General features: G+C 60.2%; 12 protein-coding genes and 7 pseudogenes. 13 read left to right on the top strand and 6 right to left on the bottom strand.

What is annotated here, in order from left to right:
- Window positions 1-561: 561 nt before the first annotated feature.
- The 4 genes from ABIA45_RS36050 to ABIA45_RS36035 all read right to left on the bottom strand — a co-directional run bounded on the left by ABIA45_RS36050 (window position 562) and on the right by ABIA45_RS36035 (window position 4155).
- The gene (locus ABIA45_RS36050) at window positions 562-1797 is read right to left on the bottom strand and encodes an NAD(P)/FAD-dependent oxidoreductase (RefSeq protein WP_404655193.1); all 1236 of its coding nucleotides are present in this window, start codon (window positions 1795-1797) and stop codon (window positions 562-564) included.
- The gene (locus ABIA45_RS36045; RefSeq protein WP_404655827.1) at window positions 1794-2615 is read right to left on the bottom strand and encodes a sugar phosphate isomerase/epimerase family protein; all 822 of its coding nucleotides are present in this window, start codon (window positions 2613-2615) and stop codon (window positions 1794-1796) included. The genes ABIA45_RS36050 and ABIA45_RS36045 overlap by 4 nt, the downstream gene beginning before the upstream one ends.
- Window positions 2616-2680: 65 nt before the next feature.
- Window positions 2681-3016: a Rieske 2Fe-2S domain-containing protein gene (locus tag ABIA45_RS36040; RefSeq protein ID WP_404655191.1), complete on the bottom strand. Its 336-nt coding sequence runs from the start codon at window positions 3014-3016 to the stop codon at window positions 2681-2683.
- 146 nt (window positions 3017-3162) lie between these two features.
- Window positions 3163-4155, bottom strand: coding sequence for a sterol desaturase family protein (locus tag ABIA45_RS36035; protein WP_404655190.1), 993 nt, complete (start codon window positions 4153-4155; stop codon window positions 3163-3165).
- A 1518-nt stretch (window positions 4156-5673) separates the two neighbouring features.
- On the opposite strand from ABIA45_RS36035, the gene ABIA45_RS36030 reads away from it, so the two are divergent.
- The 9 genes and pseudogenes from ABIA45_RS36030 (at window position 5674) to ABIA45_RS35990 (ending at window position 13069) form a co-directional block, all read left to right on the top strand.
- The gene (locus ABIA45_RS36030) at window positions 5674-6825 is read left to right on the top strand and encodes an ABC transporter substrate-binding protein (protein WP_404655189.1); all 1152 of its coding nucleotides are present in this window, start codon (window positions 5674-5676) and stop codon (window positions 6823-6825) included.
- Window positions 6810-7004 (top strand): hypothetical protein, encoded by a 195-nt coding sequence (locus ABIA45_RS36025; RefSeq protein ID WP_404655188.1) that lies wholly within the window; start codon window positions 6810-6812, stop codon window positions 7002-7004. Before ABIA45_RS36030 ends, ABIA45_RS36025 begins: the two co-directional genes overlap by 16 nt.
- Window positions 7005-7094: 90 nt before the next feature.
- Window positions 7095-8570, top strand: a pseudogene (locus ABIA45_RS36020) (DUF4038 domain-containing protein); the annotation flags it as partial.
- Window positions 8571-8661: 91 nt separating this feature from the next.
- Window positions 8662-9733, top strand: a pseudogene (ribB, locus tag ABIA45_RS36015) (3,4-dihydroxy-2-butanone-4-phosphate synthase).
- A gap of 103 nt (window positions 9734-9836) precedes the next feature.
- Window positions 9837-10214, top strand: a complete 378-nt coding sequence (locus ABIA45_RS36010; RefSeq protein WP_404655186.1) for a hypothetical protein — start codon at window positions 9837-9839, stop codon at window positions 10212-10214.
- Between the two features lie 130 nt (window positions 10215-10344).
- Complete coding sequence (tnpA, locus tag ABIA45_RS36005; RefSeq protein ID WP_404655184.1) at window positions 10345-10770, top strand: IS66-like element accessory protein TnpA; 426 nt, start codon at window positions 10345-10347, stop codon at window positions 10768-10770.
- A 94-nt stretch (window positions 10771-10864) separates the two neighbouring features.
- Complete coding sequence (tnpB, locus tag ABIA45_RS36000) at window positions 10865-11113, top strand: IS66 family insertion sequence element accessory protein TnpB (protein ID WP_404655182.1); 249 nt, start codon at window positions 10865-10867, stop codon at window positions 11111-11113.
- A gap of 69 nt (window positions 11114-11182) precedes the next feature.
- Window positions 11183-12821, top strand: a pseudogene (gene tnpC, locus ABIA45_RS35995) (IS66 family transposase).
- Window positions 12818-13069 (top strand): hypothetical protein, encoded by a 252-nt coding sequence (locus ABIA45_RS35990; protein WP_404655181.1) that lies wholly within the window; start codon window positions 12818-12820, stop codon window positions 13067-13069. The pseudogene tnpC and the gene ABIA45_RS35990 overlap by 4 nt, the downstream one beginning before the upstream one ends.
- Window positions 13070-13409: 340 nt before the next feature.
- Here ABIA45_RS35990 and ABIA45_RS35985 read toward each other — a convergent pair whose 3' ends face one another.
- Window positions 13410-13928, bottom strand: coding sequence for a transposase (locus tag ABIA45_RS35985; RefSeq protein WP_404655826.1), 519 nt, complete (start codon window positions 13926-13928; stop codon window positions 13410-13412).
- A gap of 478 nt (window positions 13929-14406) precedes the next feature.
- On the opposite strand from ABIA45_RS35985, the gene ABIA45_RS35980 reads away from it, so the two are divergent.
- The 4 genes and pseudogenes from ABIA45_RS35980 to ABIA45_RS35965 form a co-directional block, all read left to right on the top strand.
- On the top strand, window positions 14407-14667 hold the full coding sequence (locus ABIA45_RS35980) for a hypothetical protein (RefSeq protein ID WP_404655179.1): 261 nt from the start codon (window positions 14407-14409) through the stop codon (window positions 14665-14667).
- A gap of 14 nt (window positions 14668-14681) precedes the next feature.
- Window positions 14682-15174: pseudogene (locus ABIA45_RS35975) on the top strand (tyrosine-type recombinase/integrase).
- A pseudogene (locus ABIA45_RS35970) lies at window positions 15174-16238 on the top strand (IS91 family transposase); the annotation flags it as partial. The pseudogenes ABIA45_RS35975 and ABIA45_RS35970, both read left to right, overlap by 1 nt.
- A gap of 526 nt (window positions 16239-16764) precedes the next feature.
- Window positions 16765-17252, top strand: a pseudogene (locus tag ABIA45_RS35965) (helix-turn-helix domain-containing protein); the annotation flags it as partial.
- A gap of 18 nt (window positions 17253-17270) precedes the next feature.
- Here the strand turns inward: ABIA45_RS35965 and ABIA45_RS35960 are convergent.
- Window positions 17271-18457 (bottom strand): annotated as a pseudogene (locus tag ABIA45_RS35960) (IS3 family transposase).
- Between the last annotated feature and the right edge of the window lie 4 nt (window positions 18458-18461).

Here is an 18461-nt window from a genome sequence, read left to right as displayed (position 1 = left end):
TTCTCCTCCTCAGACCAACGCCGCCGTCGGCCTGTATCGACGACTTCAAGTCGATTCAGCATACTGATCGTATGGCTGTCCATACGTACAGTTCTCAACCATCAGGCCAGCGCGCCGCAAGGCGTCTCCCCTCGGAGGCTTACGGCATTTCTCAACTTCGCGACATCGATTGCGACAAAATGCTTCCCTGCATTCTGCCACCGCTCGTCCTCCTGTGATGTGGATCGGCTCGGCGCGCCCGAGTAACGCTGGGACGCGCAGTGTAGTGGCGAGTCGCCTCACCGGCAGAGCCGGACATACGGTCTCACGATACAAGCCGAACGATTTCGGTTGATGATCGCCAAGTCGCCAAGCTCAGGTTTATTCTTTCAAGGGAATGGCTGGCGAGGCTTGTTGTCACTCTCGTTCCAGTATCAATGGCGCGGCAGCAGCTCGTTCAATCCGTCTCGATTCAAAATCAGTGAGGTTTTTGCTTAGCGCCGCAGATTAGGTCGGCAGCGAGCCTTGAATCCGCGGAAGCGTTAGTTCAAGCCACTCGGAGCAGTTTCTCGTCGACCCTAGCTAGACCAGTAAAGTTTTGATGTTCACCGACGGGTTTGCGAGCATCTCAGCCTTGGGAGCAAGCCGCCTGCCGATCATCACCTCGGCTAAACGTATTTCCTTAGTGATCGCGCCCAAGCTGCCGAAGCCGCATGCGGAGACTAGCCGTCCATCGGGGGCCAGATAGAAGAGAAACTGGCCCTTGGCGCCGAGATTCTTGGCTATCGGGATGTCTTTTTCACGATAAAGCCCAGCCATTTGAAACGTCTCGTCGTACTGATCCGACCAGAACCACGGCACGTCGTCGTACGGCCTCTTCGCACCTAGGAGGTTGGCCGCGGCAGCCACGCCCTGCTGCCGCGCATTGCGCCATGCCTCCAGCCTAATCCGCTCGCCGTAGAGGCGGTGCGGGAACACACAGCAATCGCCGGCTGCGAAGATATGTGGATCCGAGGTGGCCAGCATCTCGTCCACGACAATGCCGTTTTGGACTGCCAATCCCGCTTCCTCCGCGAGTTCCACGTTCGGCACAACGCCGACCCCGACAACCACCAGATCGGCGAGATATTTTCGTCCGTCCGCCAGGACGACCATAGAGCGTCCTTCGGTCGCATCAATGTGCTCGACCATAGCGTTGGTCTCTACGCGCACACCCGAACGTACGTGCTTGGCGCTGATGAGGTCGGCCATGGGTCCCGGGACCCCCCGCATCAGGAGCCGCGGCCCGGCCTCGACGACAGTGACCGAAGCGCCTCTCGACACTGCACTCGCTGCAGCTTCCAGGCCGATGAAGCCACCGCCGATGACGACCACATCGCACACTCGGCTAATGACTCGGCGGATAGCGGATGCGTCCGCATACGTACGTAGCGTCGCCACTCTGCTTTCTGCGGCAACCGGAACACTCAATGTTCGAGGGCGGGCGCCGGTGGTCAGCACCAGTCCTTCGTAAGCTAGCTGCGCTCCGTCCGAGAGTGTGATCGTGCGCGCCCCACGATCTATCGAATTCACATTACGACCTTCGCGATAGTCGATCTGCAACTCCGCCAACCGCTCGGGCGTGACGAGCAACTTCGGCCCAGGGTCCGTCGTCTCCGTCAGGGCCGCCTTCGATAGCGGCGGCCGTTCATATGGCAGTATCGATTCGTTGCCGATTAGGACGATCAGGCCACGCCAGCCGCCCTCGCGCAGCGCGACGGCGGCGGCCGTGCCCGCCTCGCCCGCTCCCACCACTGCTAGTGCGCGTTCGTCGTTCACGCGACCGAACCAAGCTGTGCATCGACTGCCGAACGCTCGAACAGGTCGCGCACAAGCGACTTCATCAACAGAGCTTCCTGCCAGCGGTCGGTGGTGTCGTTGCCTTCGCGATCCGTGATCGCATAGGGCCGCGGGCCAAGTTCACATACGAAAGAAAGAACTGCACCCGCCCCTGCGCGCTTTCGCCAGCTTCTGAAGCCGTAATCCCACCAACGTAGGAACAACTCGAGCCAGACCTTGTGCTGCGGGAACGTGATCTCAACCTGTACCTGCTCGCGCGAAGCGACGCGGCCATGAAATGCCCATGTCCGGTCGAGCACCTGGCGTACCAAGGCTTCGTCCTCGTCAGTGATCGGATACCAGAATTCGCGGCCCACCAGGACATGCGAGAGGTCCGCCAGCATGCACATCCCAGGAACCTGATCGATGAGATCGAGTGTGAACAGCAGGTCTGTCGTCATCCTGTTACGATGCGTCTCGAAATAGATTGGCATACGTGCCTCTTGGGCCACCCTTATCCAAGCTTCCAGGAGCGGGATGCAGTCCGCGACGCGGCGCGGGCGGACGTCAGGCTGGACGTTGAGATGCAACGCGCCGAGTTGCTGGCCCAGATTGATCGCGGCTTTGAGGTCGTCAATCGTCCGTGGGAAACACATGCCCTCGACTGCGAGCCCGGTGCCTGCCAGGGCGCGCGCGATCTGGGCGACACGCGCGGGATCGATGCAGGACGTGCTGACGCCGTCGAATCCCGCTTGTTTAATCATCGTCAGGTTCTGCTCGATGGAGCCCTCAATCCCGTCGGAATGGCGCCGTTCCATCGCCCAAAGTGACTGCATTAAAACCAGGCTCTGTTTCGACACTAGCGCCCCCCCCGCTGGCTCACTCAGATTTTCACGAACACGGTGTCGCTCTCGACCTTGACCTCGTAGCTGCGCAAGTCGATGCATGCGGGCAGCGCGCGTGCCTCGCCGGTCCGGTAATCGAAGGTTCCGAAGTGCTTAGGGCATTCGATGATGTAGCCATCGACAATGCCATCCGCGAGGTGGACCTTCTCGTGGGAGCAGTGGCCTTCCATCGCGAAATAACCGCCCTCTGGCGAGCGAACAATCACCAACGAGTGCCCTCCGTGGTCGAAGCGGAGCACCTCTTCCGCCCCCAACGCATTGTCGGCGCAGGCTGCCACCCACTCTCCTTCGTTAGTCAATCTGGCCTCCTCCATTTCGGGTGTCGAAAGCCGGCACCATAAGGGCGACGGACAGCCTGCGGCTACTGCAGGCGACGTCACGGCATAAAGCCGCATAGCTGCACACGGCCCCGCGAAGGGGATGGGAACGCACACACTGCCCGCCAACGGACCAATGTATGCTATGCGCGGCGCGCGTACTTCTTAGCCTTCAGTCGGCTGTACATCGCCTCGTCGGCTTCAGGCGAACCGTCATGCGCCGTGCCAAACCACTCGTCTAGCGGGATCAGCTGCGTGCCATAGTTCACCTCAAAGTACTTGTGATGCAGATAATGAAAGTAGGTGCAGTTGTTGATGTACTTCCCATCGTCTATCGCGATCCGGTCGAAGCCGGCATGCCCCCTCGCCGGCGAAAGCGCCGCCTCCATAAGCGCAAACATTGCGTGCAGCGGATTCGAAGGCACAACAAAATAGATCAGCACGCTGGAAAAATAGACGATGTGCTCGAACGTGTGCATCGATAGGCCAGACCAAGGCCCCGGATTAACGTTGTTGTGATGGACTTTGTGGATAATATGATACAATGGCCCCACATGAATCAGGCGGTGGATCACATAGAAGTGCAGAACATACCACATCGGCACCAGCAACATCAGCATGATCAAGTAGGACGGCTGCGTTCGAAAATCGGTATAACGGATGTAGCCGTTGGCGAACATCCACCAAGTGAGCACCTCATACGCCGTCCAGACTGGCACACCGCTGCACATCGTCCAGAACACATTCTCGGCGGTCTGGCTTCCGAACAGGAATGTCGGATTATCCGTGTCGGGCCACTTGGCGTTGTATTTGAACTCAGTCTGCTGGCGCCGCTGGATGTAGAGCACGGTATGTAAGCCGCCATAGACCAGGAGCGCCAGCGCAGCATTGCGCACGAGAATGAGCGAAACCCAGCCGACGCTGAACTCCCGCATCGTTTCCAGCGGAGGAGTCAGATAGACCCACGCGACGAGTGCGACCGCGGCAGAGAGCGAGTGATACTTCAAATAGCCAAGCAGCCAGAGCAAAAACGCCCTCGGCTGAACCGGCCAGACGAAGACCGGAGCGCGCTTCGGCAGCTTGTTTGGTTTCCAGTTCCCCCGTTTGTCGCGAGTGCCATACAGTGTGTCGTCCATGTCGCTTTCCAGTTGCCATCTTGCGCTGTTTGGCGGGGCGCATGGATATTAGTTGACTGCGATACAGTATTTCATCTGATTTTTAAGGAAAATGCAGCTTTCTGGCGCGATTGCGTCACGGCTCGCCGCAATCCAACGAGGAAAAAGAGCGGGGCCGAGCTAGAGAAATCTGAGCATCGGCGTTGGGAGGCCTAACAGCTAGGTCTGATTGAGAGCCGTTGTTTGCGCGTCGGTTCGCCGAGCAGCTGAAGACAACTTGGTTTTCGGAAGAATGAGACAGCGAGCTTACGACGTTGACATGGCTGGCTGCGCCGCTTTAAGCCTGCCCAACAAACTGTCTAATTCGTGCGTCAGCCACGAACTTTCCTCATAGCAATTCGGGAGACATCAGCACTTGGATCGAATCCGTCGATTGTTTCGCGAGTTTATCCACCACTTGCTGCATCGCTCGATTCCATCGCCCACGCTACCGCCCCCGAGGAAGAGGAAAATTTCCGAAATTTAGCCAAGGCAGCCAAAATCCTGAAAAATGCACGCCACCACCGCAGGAATGCCTCGCCTGAACCAGTCCATTGCGCAGCCTTGATAGATTGGCTCTGAAGTTAACCATGCCGCGGCGAGAAATGCTCCCGCCAGTAGTCGTCGAGATAAGGTGCGGCGCGTATGTCTGGCACGGCCAAGTGGACGTCGCGGTCTATTAGCCGAACTGGCAAAGAAAACACTGTTAGCGCCCTGGTCGAGCGGCAGCCAGAATTACAAACGCAAAGCTTACCTCTACTGCAGCCGTCCTGTGCTCGTACGCGTTGAAGATAAATGCTGGCTGACGCGCTTCGCCGTCCGCTCCGCGTCAGGTCACGGCTGCCAGGTTAATGACATCACCCACGCGCGCGCACTGCTCGATAGCCAGAGCGGCGATGCCGTGGTCGCCGACAGATCATCGCGGAGATCGGCGCCGCGGCGGTGATCCCGCCAAACCGCACCCGCAGGATCATCATTCCGCATGACGCTAACGCCTACAAACAGCGAAACCGCATCGGGCGCTGTTTCTGCAGCTCGAACACTTCCGATGCTTGGCAACCCATTATGATTGGCGATCCGCCAAACTTTACCGCCTCATCCATCTCGCAGCCGCAATGATCTAAATGATCTAGATGCATGAATGTCAGTTACTCCTGGGCGATCAGCCAATCAACATTTCATCAACACACGGGACCAACGGCACTCCGAGAACCAATGCGCCAACGGCAGTTATGTTGTCCAGGAGCGCCGAGGCCGGGGACAGAAAGCGCAAATCAGCAAATCGCATGCTATGCCGCCGAACCTGAGGACGTTCCCAGCGCGCAAAGGGTGTGGCGAAATTGGTGCAGAAGGGTTGTTGGGCGAGGAATTTCGTCGAGCTACCGCCAACAATTGGAGAATTTCGGCTCATCGGCCCGGTACGATCTCGTTTAACTCCAGGGGTAAGTGCACTCCCCTTCACATTCAAGAACATGCGCTGGCTTCCAAAAGGGGTAATTCATGACTGAGCAGGATTCTCGGAAATATCCGTACGCTACCGTGAGCCGACGTTCGCTCCTTCAATCAACGACTGCCTTGTTGAGCGTACCGTTGGTTGCCAAGGCCACTGCTGCCTTCGGGCAAGAAAAACTCGCCGGGAGTGGCGAAGTGGTAGTTCACAGTTATGGTGGCTCGTTTACGGAAACCTTGCGCAAGAATGTCTTTGACCCGTTCAGCCAGGCGACGGGCATCAGAGTTGTCGATGTGACAGCCGACCTTGCTGAGCCCCAGATCAAGGCTATGAACCAATCCAAACGCGTTGATTGGGACGTTGCTTTTATCTCAGCTGGCAACTACCCAGAGCTGCAGGAGGCTGGCACGTTTATGCCGATCGACTACAGCCTTTGGAACGACGAAGCGCTCAAAGGTGTGCCGGATTCTGCTCGCCTCACTCATGCTGTCCTTGCATTCCAAAGCACGACTTTGCTGGTTTATGATAAGCGCGCGTTCCCAAAAGGTGGCCCGAAGAGCTGGGCCGATTTCTGGAATGTCAAGGAGTTCCCAGGACCGAGGGGCATCGATGGTATCACTGGTTATCGTCCCATGAGCTTTGCGCTGAGCGCCGATGGTGTCGCCTATAAGGACATCTGGCCGCTGACCGAGGACAAGATTGACCAGGCGCTGAAAAAGCTCGACGAGATCAAGCCGCACATCACCAAGTGGTGGATGGCAGGCGGCGAGCCTATACAATTGCTTATGAATGGCGAGTACGTGATGACGAGTGCTCCTGACGGCCGTGCCATCACGGCAATTAAGCAGGGTGCGCCTATACAGATGGTATGGGACGGCGCTGCTATAGGCGGAGTCTACTGGTCGGTTCTTAAGGGCGGTCCGAACAGCGCAAATGCGCAGAAATTCATGGCGTACGTGAATCGGGCCGAAATTGCGGCCGGCTTCACGCAGACGGGCTTTCCCAGCCCGAACATAAATCAACTGAAATACCTGGCAGCTTACCTGCCTCCACTACTTAGCATAAACCCCGAGAACGTGAGCCCCGAGAACGTGGCGAAGGCATTCAAGTTCGACACTCCCTGGTATGCGGCGAAACGCCCGGACGGCAAAACCAATGGGGAACACATACAAGAGCGTTGGCTGGCATGGCGGGCTCGATAACCTCCACCGCTATGGATGGCCTGCCGACGTCCATCGCCATGGCCCTCGTAATCCTTCTCAACAAAACCAAGTGGACGTTGCCGCTCGCCCTTATGGGCTTTCAAGGCGAATTTGGCAGCGACTACGGACCGCTCAATGCGGCCATTGTCACGACGGTTGTACCGGCCGTCGTCGTATAACCTCATCTTCCAGCGCTATTTCGTCGGCGGGTTGGCCGCCGGCGCAGACAAGGAGTGAATACCGTGAAGCAGCAAGTCGCGCTATAGGACGTTTTCGAGCTCGAGCTGGAGGGGAAGCACCTACCGAACCCCTTCATCGACGCATCAGTGAGCGCGGAATTCTCGTTCGGCAACAGGAAAGTGATGGCACCTGGCTTCTACGATGGAGACAACCGGTGGCGCGTCCGGTTCATGCCCGATACCGAGGGAGAGTGGCGATTCGCAGTCCGGTCAAACCGGCCAGAGTTGAACGGTCGCGAAGGGATCTTCATGTGCGGCCCCGCGAGAGCCGGCTTGCACGGTCCGGTCCGCGTGAGAAACCAGTTTCACTTCGCCTATGCCGACGGCACGCCATATTTTCCGTTCGGCACGACTTGCTATGCTTGGACGCATCAGCCGCTCCCTATGCAGGAGCAGACGCTCGAAACCCTCGGTCGTGCGCGATTCAACAAGATCCGCATGTGCGTCTTTCCAAAACATTATATCTACAATGACAACGAACCGCTGATGCGCATGTTCGAGATCGGAGCGGATGGCAAAGAGGATCTTGATCGTCCGAACGTCGCGGCCTTCCAGCATCTCGACAGGCAGGTCATGCGACTACGGGAGATGGGAATCGAAGCGGACATCATCCTATTCCATCCATACGATCGTTGGGGCTATTGCGCGATGGGCGAGGAGCGGGACACACGCTATCTTCGCTATGTGGTTTCGCGCCTCTCCGTCTACTCGAACGTCTGGTGGTCGTTGGCAAATGAGTACGACTACCTGCTCGACGTAAAGCCCGTCGAGTACTGGGATCGTCTGTTCCACGTCATCGAAGAATGCGATCCCAATCGACACATCAAGTCGATACACAACGGAAATCCGAACATGAACTTCGACCACCGCAAACCTTGGGTCGATCATGTTTGCATTCAAAATTGGGACGTGAAGCGTACGTATGCCTGGCGTGACACTTGGGGCAAGCCCGTTATCAACGACGAGCCGGAATACGAAGGGAACATTTCGCAATCGTGGGGAAACATAACTGCGCAGGAACTCGTGAACCGCTTCTGGATCACCATAATGCGCGGCGGCTATGCAGGGCACGGCGAGACGTACATACACCCCGAAGACTTGCTGTGGTGGGCAAAGGGTGGCGAACTCCGTGGCGAAAGCTGGAAGCGAATTGGCTTCTTGCGCGATCTGATCGAGCAGGACGTCAAGCGTGGTCTGACGCCCTACTCACACGGGAGTGAGTTCAACCGCATCTCCGGAGCACAGGACGGAGACGTCAGATATCTCTATTTTGCCGAGCATCAGCCTCTCGAATGGGCGGTGGGGCTACCCATGGAGGATGGTGACTACGACATCGATCTGATCGACGCGTGGGAAATGACCGTTACTCCCTTGCAGAAGGCGCCGCTTCCTCATTCGCCGGCCGTTCGCGGTCCCCTTGGCGTCGTGCACAGCACAAAAGCAGCGTTCGGCGTCCGCCTGCCAGGCAAGCCATGGCAGGCGGTCCGTGTCCGAAACCGCAAGTGAAATCCCTGAATTTGGGCGCGCAGTCCATGCATTCCTCCACATTCTGGTCCATACCGCTTTTCTCAATCTAAATCCGAAGGCGGTATGAACAATGGCGCATTCCATCCCCGAAGTAATCCAGGCTTTTGCCGCTGGCGAGATCGTGGTCGTCACCGACGATGATAACCGCGAAGGTGAAGGTGATTTGATCGTTGCAGCCTCACTCTGCACGGCCGAAAGGATGGCCTTCATCGTTCGCCATACTTCGGGGATCGTTTGCGCACCTGTCACCTCCGAGGACGCGCGTCGATTGCGACTAGACCCAATGGTGGCACACAACGACTCCAACTACGCCACCGCCTTCACGGTTTCTATCGATTATAAGCCCGGCATGACGACAGGCATCTCGGCTGAGGAGCGAACCGCTTCTTGCCGCGCGCTCGTCAATCCGAACGTCGGTGGATGATTTTGCCCGGCCAGGCCACATCTTTCCGCTCATCGCCCGGGATGGCGGCGTCCTCTTGCGTTCCGACCACACCGAGGCAGCCATCGATCTCTGCCGACTGTCGGGCCTGCCGCTTGTCGGCGTGCTAAGCGAACTGATGAACGACGACGGTACCGTGATGAAAGGCGCTCAAGTCACGGCCTTCGCGGAAAAACACAATCTCACGCATGTCACCATTGCGGATGATGGCCTATCGTCAGGCAAGAGAGACACTTATTAAGCGGGTGTCGTCGTTCGCCGTCGATAGCTCGATCGGACAGCTCCAAGGTCACGCCTATCGTTCGCCCTTCGACTCGATCTATCACGTCGCAGTTGTGTACGGAAACATCGGCGACGGGAAGAACGTGCTCACCCGATTCCACAAACCGAACCCCGTGATGGACCTATTCAAAGGCCCGCGGCGCGTGCTGAAAGCCTTGGACCATTTCAAGAATCGTAAATCAGGCGTGTTGGTCTATTTGAGGGACGGCGCCGCCGGCGTTCCCGTGGAGCCCTTATCCCACGAAAATTCGGCAGATGCCGACCGGAATCGCCAATGGCGCGAAGTTGGCGTCGGCGCGCAAATATTGCGCGTTTGAGCGTTTCATCGATCTGTAATCTCACATCCTCCGTTCATGACTTCAAGGGTCTCTCGGGCTTCGGAATCGAGATCGTCGGGAGCGAACCGTTTGAAGGGTGAACCCGTGAGGTATCGACGACGTACGTGGTAGATAGCCTGCCCAGTGGGCGGGTCTTGCGATCCAAGCTTCTGCGGACGCCCAACGTCTTCGGACGTCGCGCCTATGACTGCGGTTCTGGCACGCCCGGCGGAATGCCCCTCAGCCGCCTCGCTTGGCGACCTCGGCGCCGTGGCGCGCCCTCGCGTCCTCCACGGCCTGAGCCTGTGCCGCCGCAAGAATCTCACGCACATCCTTGGCACGGCGCGCGGCATCGAGGGTGGCTTGGGCGCGGCCCTGGAATTGCGGCATCACCTCGCGGGCGATCAGCTCGTACGAGCGCTCCGTCGCCGCCCGATTGGCCCAGTTGTGCGCGAGCAGGAGATACGCGCCGAATCCGCCATTCGACTGCTGCCACAGCTGCTCGATCTGCGCGGCGCAGGTGTCCGCCGTGCCGATGGCATCGAGACCGGAGCCGTTGATGAAACTCGATCATCTCGCTGACTGACTTGCCGACCACAGCCATTTGCGGAAACGCTGCGACCTGCTGGAAGTAGCGGAACCGGTGCTCGATGCGTATCGCTCCGGCGAGGACCGCCTTGCGCGGCTTGATGGAGGATGAAGACATAGGCGTATGACTGACCATATGCCTATGCCGAAGGTTTCCCGGCTTGAAGTCGTCTCGACGGGCGCTCGACGCCGTTGGACATTGGAAGAAAAACAGCAGATCGTCACCGAGAGCTATGGCGGGCCACGTCTGGTGTCGGTGACGGCACGACGCAACGGGCTATCGACAAGCCAATTGTTCACATGGCGTCGGTTGGCGCGCGAAGGCAAGCTGAGCGGGGATGGCGCGCCGGCGCTCGTTCCGGTTGAGATCACGGCAGTGGCGGCACCGGTATCGATCAGCGCACCGCAACGGACGTCTTCGGCCTCTGCGCAGCGCGCAAGGGTCGGAATCATCGAGATCGAACTTGGAGGCGGGTGTCGCGTTCGGGTTGACCGTGACGTCGACGGCGAAGCGCTGCAGCGAGTTCTTGAGCTCTTGCGACGACGATGATTCCGATTCCGAGCGGCGTCAGAGTCTGGATCGCGACCGGCCACACCGATATGCGCCGCGGCATGAGAAGCCTGGCGCTTAAGTTCAGGAGAGCGTGAAGCGCGATCCCCATGCCGGCGATCTCTACATCTTCCGAGGCGGCAGCGGCGATCTGGTCAAGATTCTCTGGCATGATGGGTTGGGCATGTCGCTCTATGCCAAGCGCCTGGACCGAGGCAAGTTCATCTGGCCTTCGGCGTCGGACGGCGCGGTATCGATCTCGGCGGCGCAGATGGCTTATATGCTCGAGGGCATCGACTGGCGGAATCCGCAGCTGAGCTGGCGGCCGCAGAGCGCGGGCTGAGCGCAGAATCTGTAGCTTCTTGCATTTTGGGGAGTCCCACCGCGTCCAATCTGTGATTCACTGCGTCGCATGAATGCTGATCGGGACGCTGTTCCGGATGACGTTGCCGCCCTGAAAGAGGCGCTGGCAGCCGAGCGCGCGAAGGGTTTGGAGATAGCAGCCGAGCTCGCGCTCGCCCGCGCGAAAGCGTCGGAAGACGAAGCGCTGATCGCACAGCGGAAGCTGCAGATCGCCAGGCTGAAGCATCAGATCTATGGGCAACGGTCGGAGCGTTCTTCGCGGCTGATCGAACAGTTGGCGCTGACGTTCGAAAAGCTTGAAGCCGACGCTACCGAGGACGAGCTTGCGGCGGAACGGGCCGTGGCGAAGACGACGACGGTGGGCGGATTTGCCCGCAAGCCGCCGAGCGCCAGACCTTCCCTGAGCACCTTCCCCGAGAGCGGGTAGTGATCGATGGGCCTACGGCATGCGAGTGCTGCGGCAGCAATCGCCTGCGCAAGCTCGGCGAGGATGTGACCCGCACGCTGGAAGTGGTGCCGCGCCAGTGGAAGGTGATCGAGACCGTCCGGGAGAAGTTCTCCTGCCGCGACTGCGAGAAGATCACTCAGGCGCCGGCGCCGTTCCATGCCGTCGCACGGGGATGGGCCGGCCCGAGTCTGTTGGCCATGATCATGTTCGAGAAGTTCGGCCAGCATCAGCCCTTGAACCGCCAGGCCGAGCGCTACACCCTTGAAGGCGTGCCGATCGCGCTGTCGACCATGGCCGATGCCGTGGGATCGGTCTGTACGGCGCTTCAGCCCCTGCTGAGTCTGATGGAAGCCCATGTCATGGCGGCCGAGCGGCTTCATGCCGATGATACGACGGTGCCCGTGCTGGCCAAGGGAAAGACCGACACGGGCCGGCGCTGGATCTACGTCCGGGACGACCGACCCTTTGGTGGTGCAGGCCCGCCGGCTGCAATGTTCTACTACTCACGCGACCGCAAGGGCGAACATCCTCAGGCGCATTTGGGCCGCTATGCCGGTATCCTGCAGGCCGACGCCTATGATGGATACAACCAGCTCTATCTGGCGGGACGCCAACCAGGGCCAATCCGGGAGGCTGCCTGCTGGTCGCATGGACGGCGCCCGTTCTTCGCCATGGCCGACATCGAAGAGAATGCGCGGCGCAGGGCCGCCGGCAAAAAGGAAATCCCGCTATCGCCGATCGCGATCGAGGTCGTGCGGCGGATCGATGGGCTGTTCGAGATCGAACGGTCTATCAATGGCAAAAGTGCCGAGGAGCGTCTTCAGGTGCGGCAGACACTGAGCCGGCCCGTGGCCGAGGACCTTCAGATCTATATGCGGGAGCAGCTTGCCAAGCTGTCTGGGGGGCACGACCTGGCCAAGGCGTTCAATTGCGCTGGGCGAGCTTCACTCTCTTCCTGGAGGACGGCCGCGTCTGTCTCTCGAACAATGCCGCCGAAAGAGGCTCGCGAGGCATCGCCCTTGGACGGAAGTCCTGGCTGTTCTGCGGCTCTGATCGCGGCGGGCGGCGCGCCGCTGCCATGTACAGCCTGATCGTCTCGGCCAAGATGAACGGCGTCGATCCGCAGGCGTGGTTGACTGATATCCTTGCCCGCATCGCCGCCCACCCAGCTCATCGGCTGGACGAGCTTCTGCCTTGGAATTGGACGCCGGCATCAGCGTTGTCTACTCGAGCGGCATGACCTCGCACGTCAACAAGGTTCATCACGTCACCACCATCACCCAGGTCGCAAAGGACCCCTGTGAAGACGAAGACTGGCTGCGCGACATTGCCATCGAAATGGAGATCGAGGACGGGCTGATCTGGGTCTATGGCGTCGGCGAAGATGGTGTTCAGGCGTTCACCGACTTTGGTATCGAAAACCCTATCGAGCTCGTCAGATTCTACAAAGAAAACCCCAAGCTGCTCACGCGCTGGCAACGGGAATGACCAACCAGCCTGCGGCCTACGCCGGATGCGTACCTCGATGCATTATTCGACGTCGCGATACGCCTGCTCCTTGGTTTCCGCGATATGGCACAAACCGACGAGCCGCCACCTGCTTCGGTCCGCGGTCTTGCCGTGCGCCTTCTTCTGTCATCAGCACGTCCCAGTGCAGCGCCAGCGCGTCGAAGCCGGCGGCGGTGCTGGCCGCGACCGAGAGCATGCCGTCAGCCATGAAGCTATTGATTCGGCGGCGGGCCTCACGGGGGCGGCGAAGGCCGTGCCGTTGATCTCTTCGCTCTTCAGCGTCTTCATGAAGCTCTCGTCCTTGGCGTTGTCGAAGGAATTACCTGATCTGCTCATGCCTATGGTGATGTCGCGATCGGCTAGTCGCTGGCGATAGGCGATGGAGGCGTACTGGGCGATCGGAGTGATGGATCAGGCTGCCGGGTTTTGGCTGTCGGGCATCGATGGCTGCATCCAGCGCGACAATGGCAAGCGAAGCATCGAGTGTGTCCTCAAAAGCCCAGCCCACGGCCTTGCGCGAGAAGGCGTCGAGAACGACGGCGAGATAGGCAAAGGCCTTGGCGAGATGCACATAGGTGATGTAGGCGACCCAGATTTGATCCGGTGCCGACGGCACTAGGCCGCGCATTGATTTTGGCACGATGAGAAAGGCCGAGGGCCCGTCGGCCGGCGGTTTCAGGAACGCGCCTTGCGCTGGGCCAGCAGATGGTCCTCGCGACATAAGTCGCTGGACCTTGTTGGCATTTACCACCATGCCCTGCCGCGTGAGGGTCGCTGTCACCCGCCTGTAACCATAGAAGCGGTGCTTGAGGCAAATGCGCTGGACCAAATCGCGCAGTTCGCAATCAACCGCCTCATCGCCGCGTCCGGCAAGGTGCCGCTAATGGATCGCGCGTGGCAGGTCTGCGAGCCTGCACAGGCGCTGTACGTCGGCGTGCGAACCGATTGACTTCCATCGTTATCGCTTCGATGATTTCGACGACGCGGATGCGGGTTTGCCTTGCACTGCCGCCGCTCCAAGGCACGCAAGGCTCTTTGAAAAAATCGATGTCCAGTGCTGGCGACCCACTAGAGCAAAATCCGAGCGATTTGAATCGGGAGGGATTGAACGAAGCCGCTGGCGCGGCATGTAGGGAGTCATAGCAAGGATTGCCTCCTGTCTGAGAGGATTGCGGGTTTTCGAAGCCCAACCCTTTAGACAGGAGGTATTCCGATGGCTGAGATCAGCCCACTTCGCCGCCGCATGATCGAGGACATGACGGTCCGCAATCTGTCACCGGCGACGCAGCAATTCCAAGCTCAACCGCGTAGCGAAGTTGAGCCGATATTTCGGTCGTTTCCCGGACCGCCTTGACCTGGAGGATATCCGTGCCTTCCAGGTTCATCAGGTTGCGACGGGGATGTCCTGGCCGGCGCTGAACCAGATCGTCTGCGCGCTGCGGTTCTTCTACGGTGCGACGCTTGGTCATGACGCCGTTCCGGAGCGCATCGCCTATGCGCGTAAGCCGCGCAAACTGCCGGTCGTGCTGAGCGCCGACGAGAGGTCGTTCGCTTCCTGGAAGCAATCCCAAGCCTGAAGAGCCGTACCGCGGTGACCATCGTCTATGCCGCAGGCTTGCGCGTATCGGAAGTGGTCCTCTTGAAGGTTGTCGACATTGATAGCCAACGGATGTTGATCCGGGTCGAGCACGCAAGGGCGGCAAGGACCGTTACGTTATGCTCTCGCCGCAGCTTTTGAGGATTCTGCGGACGTATGGCGGCTCACTCGGCCAAAGCGATGGCTGTTTCCCGGTCGCGACGCCGAGCGTCCGCTCGTCCCGAACGTGCTGCATGCCGCGTGCCGTTCAGCCTATGCGGCGGCCGGCTTGAGCAAGTCGGTGACAGTGCATACGCTGGGGCACACCTTCGCGACCCATCTTCTGGAGAACGGGGCCGACGTGCGTTCATCCAGGTGCTGCTCGGCCATGCCAGTCTGGCCAGCACGGCGCGCTACACCCAAGTCGCCACTAAGACCATCAGCAGTACGCCAAGTCCGCTTGACCGGCTTCGCCTGGAGGTCGTGCCGCCCGGCTGAGCGGACCTGATGGCTCCGGTTCTGGAAGTGGCGGATATCTTCCGCCGCCACGGCGAAGCGTCTCGGCAAACCCGTGCCGGGCATCTGGGCCGCGTCGAGCGGCGCGTCATGGGCGCGATCACGGCATGCCGGACGGCTGTGCTCGGTGGCCACGTCGAGCAATGCGACGACTGCGGTGCCACTCGCATCGCCTACAACTCCTGTCGCAATCGGCATTGCCCGAAGTGCCAGGGCTCGGCGTGCGCGCAATGGCTTGCCGAGCGACAAGCCGAACTCCTTCCCGTGCCGTACTTCCACGTCGTTTTTACGTTGCCGGCGCCGGCCAGAGAGATTGCTTTCCAGAACAAGGCGGTGGTCTATGCCATTCTGTTCCGCTGCGCGGCCGAGACGCTCACCACCATCGCAGCCGATCCCAAGCATCTCGGCGCTCAGCTCGGTGTGACCGCTGTTCTCCATACCTGGGGCCAGACCCTGCAAACACCATCCGCATCTCCACTGCGTCGTGCCCGGCGGTGGACCCTCGCTCGATGGCACGCGCTGGGTCGCTTGCCGGCCCGGCTTCGTCCTGCCGGTGCGCGTCCTCTCCCGGCTGTTCCGCCGCCTGTTCCTGCAAGAGCTGCAAGCTACCTTCGCGGCCGGCGAGTTGGGCTTCTTTGGCGATCTCGCCCAGCTCGCCAATCCCGCCGCGTTCGCCCGGCGCCTCGATCAATTGCGACGGACCGACTGGGTGGTCTATGCCAAGCCGCCATTCGGCGGGCCCGAACAGGTGCTGGCTTATCTCGGCCGCTATACGCATCGCGTCGCCATCGCCAACAGTCGGCTGATCTCGCTTGCCGACGACAAGGTGAGCTTTTCCTGGAAGGACTATCGGCAGTTCGTAAAGCCAAAGTGATGACGCTTGATGCCGATGAGTTCATGCGGCGCTTTCTACTGCACACCCTGCCGGACGGCTTTCATCGCATCCGCCACTATGGCTTCCTCGCCAATGGCGGACGCAACGATAGAATCGCCCTCTGCCGTCAGCTCCTTGACGTTCGCAACGCTCCGACTGATCAAGAAGCCGGCGATGATCCCCTCACCAATGCGAGACCCCCGTCTGCCCACGTTGCGGCGGCACCATGCGGCGCATCGACGTCATCCCGCGAGCCTGCGCCCGCGACCATCCATTTCGTTGTGACACGTCATGACCAGCGCCTGCACCATTCACCCGTTCCGGGATCACCTTCTCGGTGGCAACGTTCGATGTCGCCGTGGCCGCCCTCGTCACCGCTCACCCTGTCAGTCATTCGGCCGCGCATCACAGCACAGCGAATCGCTCGCGGCATCGCGCTCTCGGCCCAAGCAATGGCGCCGCTCACGTCCGATCAATATCGCGCCGACGCGCGGCGACCACAGGCGCGCCTTCTCCGCAGTTGGACCAGCTGCACTATCGCCATAGCGCCCACAACTCCGCAGCTTCGTTCAATCCGGCTTCTATGAGGTCGCACGCGCCACCGCGCGCGCGACTGGCCTTTGCCCCGCGACCTCACAGAACCCTCAAGATTCCCAAATCAGTGTGTTTCTGATTCACCATGCTGGCTGGGCTGGAGGCCAGCATCCGGTGGTCCGACCAATTTCCAATGATCTGCGTAAGCGGGCGGTTGCGGCAGTTGCGAAGGGCGAGAGCTGCCGCTCGGTGGCATTGCGGTTTGGGGTTGCGGTGTCGTCAGTTGTGAAGTGGTCGCAGCGTTATCGAGCGACCGGCTCGGTAGCGCCCGGCAAGATGGGCGGCCATCGCAAGCCCGTACTTGAGCCGCATCGCGCCTTCATCATGGAACGGATCGGTCAGACGCCGCATTTGACGCTTCACGCCCTCAAGGACGAACTCGCCGCGCGCGGGATCAAGGTCTCCCACAATGCGGTTTGGCTCTTTCTACGGCGTGAAGGGCTGCGGTTCAAAAAACGCTGCTCGCCCTCGAGCGAGCTCGCTCCGACATCGCGCGTAGACGCCAGCGCTGGCGTTCATGGCAGGCCAACCTCGATTCCCGACGCTTGGTCTTTATCGACGAGACCTGGATCAAAACCAACATGGCCCCACTGCGCGGATGGTGACCTGCCACCGAACTTTCATCCGGCCGCGGTTAGAGCCTGGGGGTTTTGTACGCCAAGTGGCGCGGTTGGAGCAACGGACGATCGGCGGAGCTGGTCGGGGTTGCGTAGCCGATCGTCCGTTGCGGTGAGGTGGGCGGCATAAGCCGCGGGGGTCATGTATTTCAGCGACGAGTGAGGCCGCTGAAGATTGTAGTCGGCAACCCAATTGGTGATCTTGGCGCGGGCGTCGTCGAGATCGAAGAACAGAGTCTCGTTGAGCAGCTCGTCACGCATCCGGCCGTTGAAACTCTCGACGAAGCCGTTCTGCATCGGCTTTCCCGGTGCAATGAAGTGCCAGTCGATGGCTGCGTCCCTGCACCAGGCGAGCATGGCATTGCAGGTGAACTCTGTGCCGTGGTCGGACACGATCATTCCTGGCTTGCCGCGTCGTTCGACGACGGCCGTCAGTTCGCGAGCGACGCGTCGTCCTGAGATCGACGTATCCGGAATGGCGCCCAGATATTACTTGGTGACGTCGTCGACGATGTTGAGGATGCGGAAGCGCCGACCGTTGGCGAATTGGTCGTGGACGAAATCCAGCGACCAGCGCGCGTTGGGCATCGCCTCGACTAGGATCGGGGCACGGGTCCCCACGGCCTTGCGGCGAGCCCGCCGCTTGCGGACGGTGAGCCCTTCTTCTCGATAAAGCCGGTAGATCCGGTTGATCCCCAATGGCTCACCCTCCCGCCGCAGCAGCACGAACAGCCGGCGGTAGCCGCACCGCCGCCGCTCGTTGGCAAGGTCACGCAGCCGGCCACGGAGAGTCGCGTCCGGAGGACGGCTGGAGCGATAGCGGATCATCTTCCGGACCGCTCCGACAATCGAACAGGCCCGCCGCTCCGACAGGCTCATGACGGCCTGCAGATGCGCGACCGCAGCGCGCTTGGCGGCGGGCCCTACCGTTTTTTTGAAAGGAGCTCGCGAAGTGCGGCCGCATCGAGCATCTGCTCGGCTAGAAGCTTCTTCAGCTTAGCGTTCTCGTCCTCCAGCGCCCTCAGCCGCTTCGCCTCTGAAACGTCCATGCCGCCGAATTTAGCCTTCCAATTGTAAATCGTTGCTTCCGAGACCCCGTGCTTGCGAGCCAGGTCGGCCGTCTTTGCTCCAGCCTCATGCTCCTTCAATGCCGCGATAATCTGCTCTTCCGTGAACCTTGCTCGCTTCATCTGT

The sequence above is a fragment of the Bradyrhizobium sp. USDA 336 genome (assembly GCF_044908355.1).
Lineage (GTDB): Bacteria > Pseudomonadota > Alphaproteobacteria > Rhizobiales > Xanthobacteraceae > Bradyrhizobium > Bradyrhizobium yuanmingense.
Note: the sequence above shows the minus strand (reverse complement) of the source record. Positions and strands in the feature narration are given on the sequence as shown.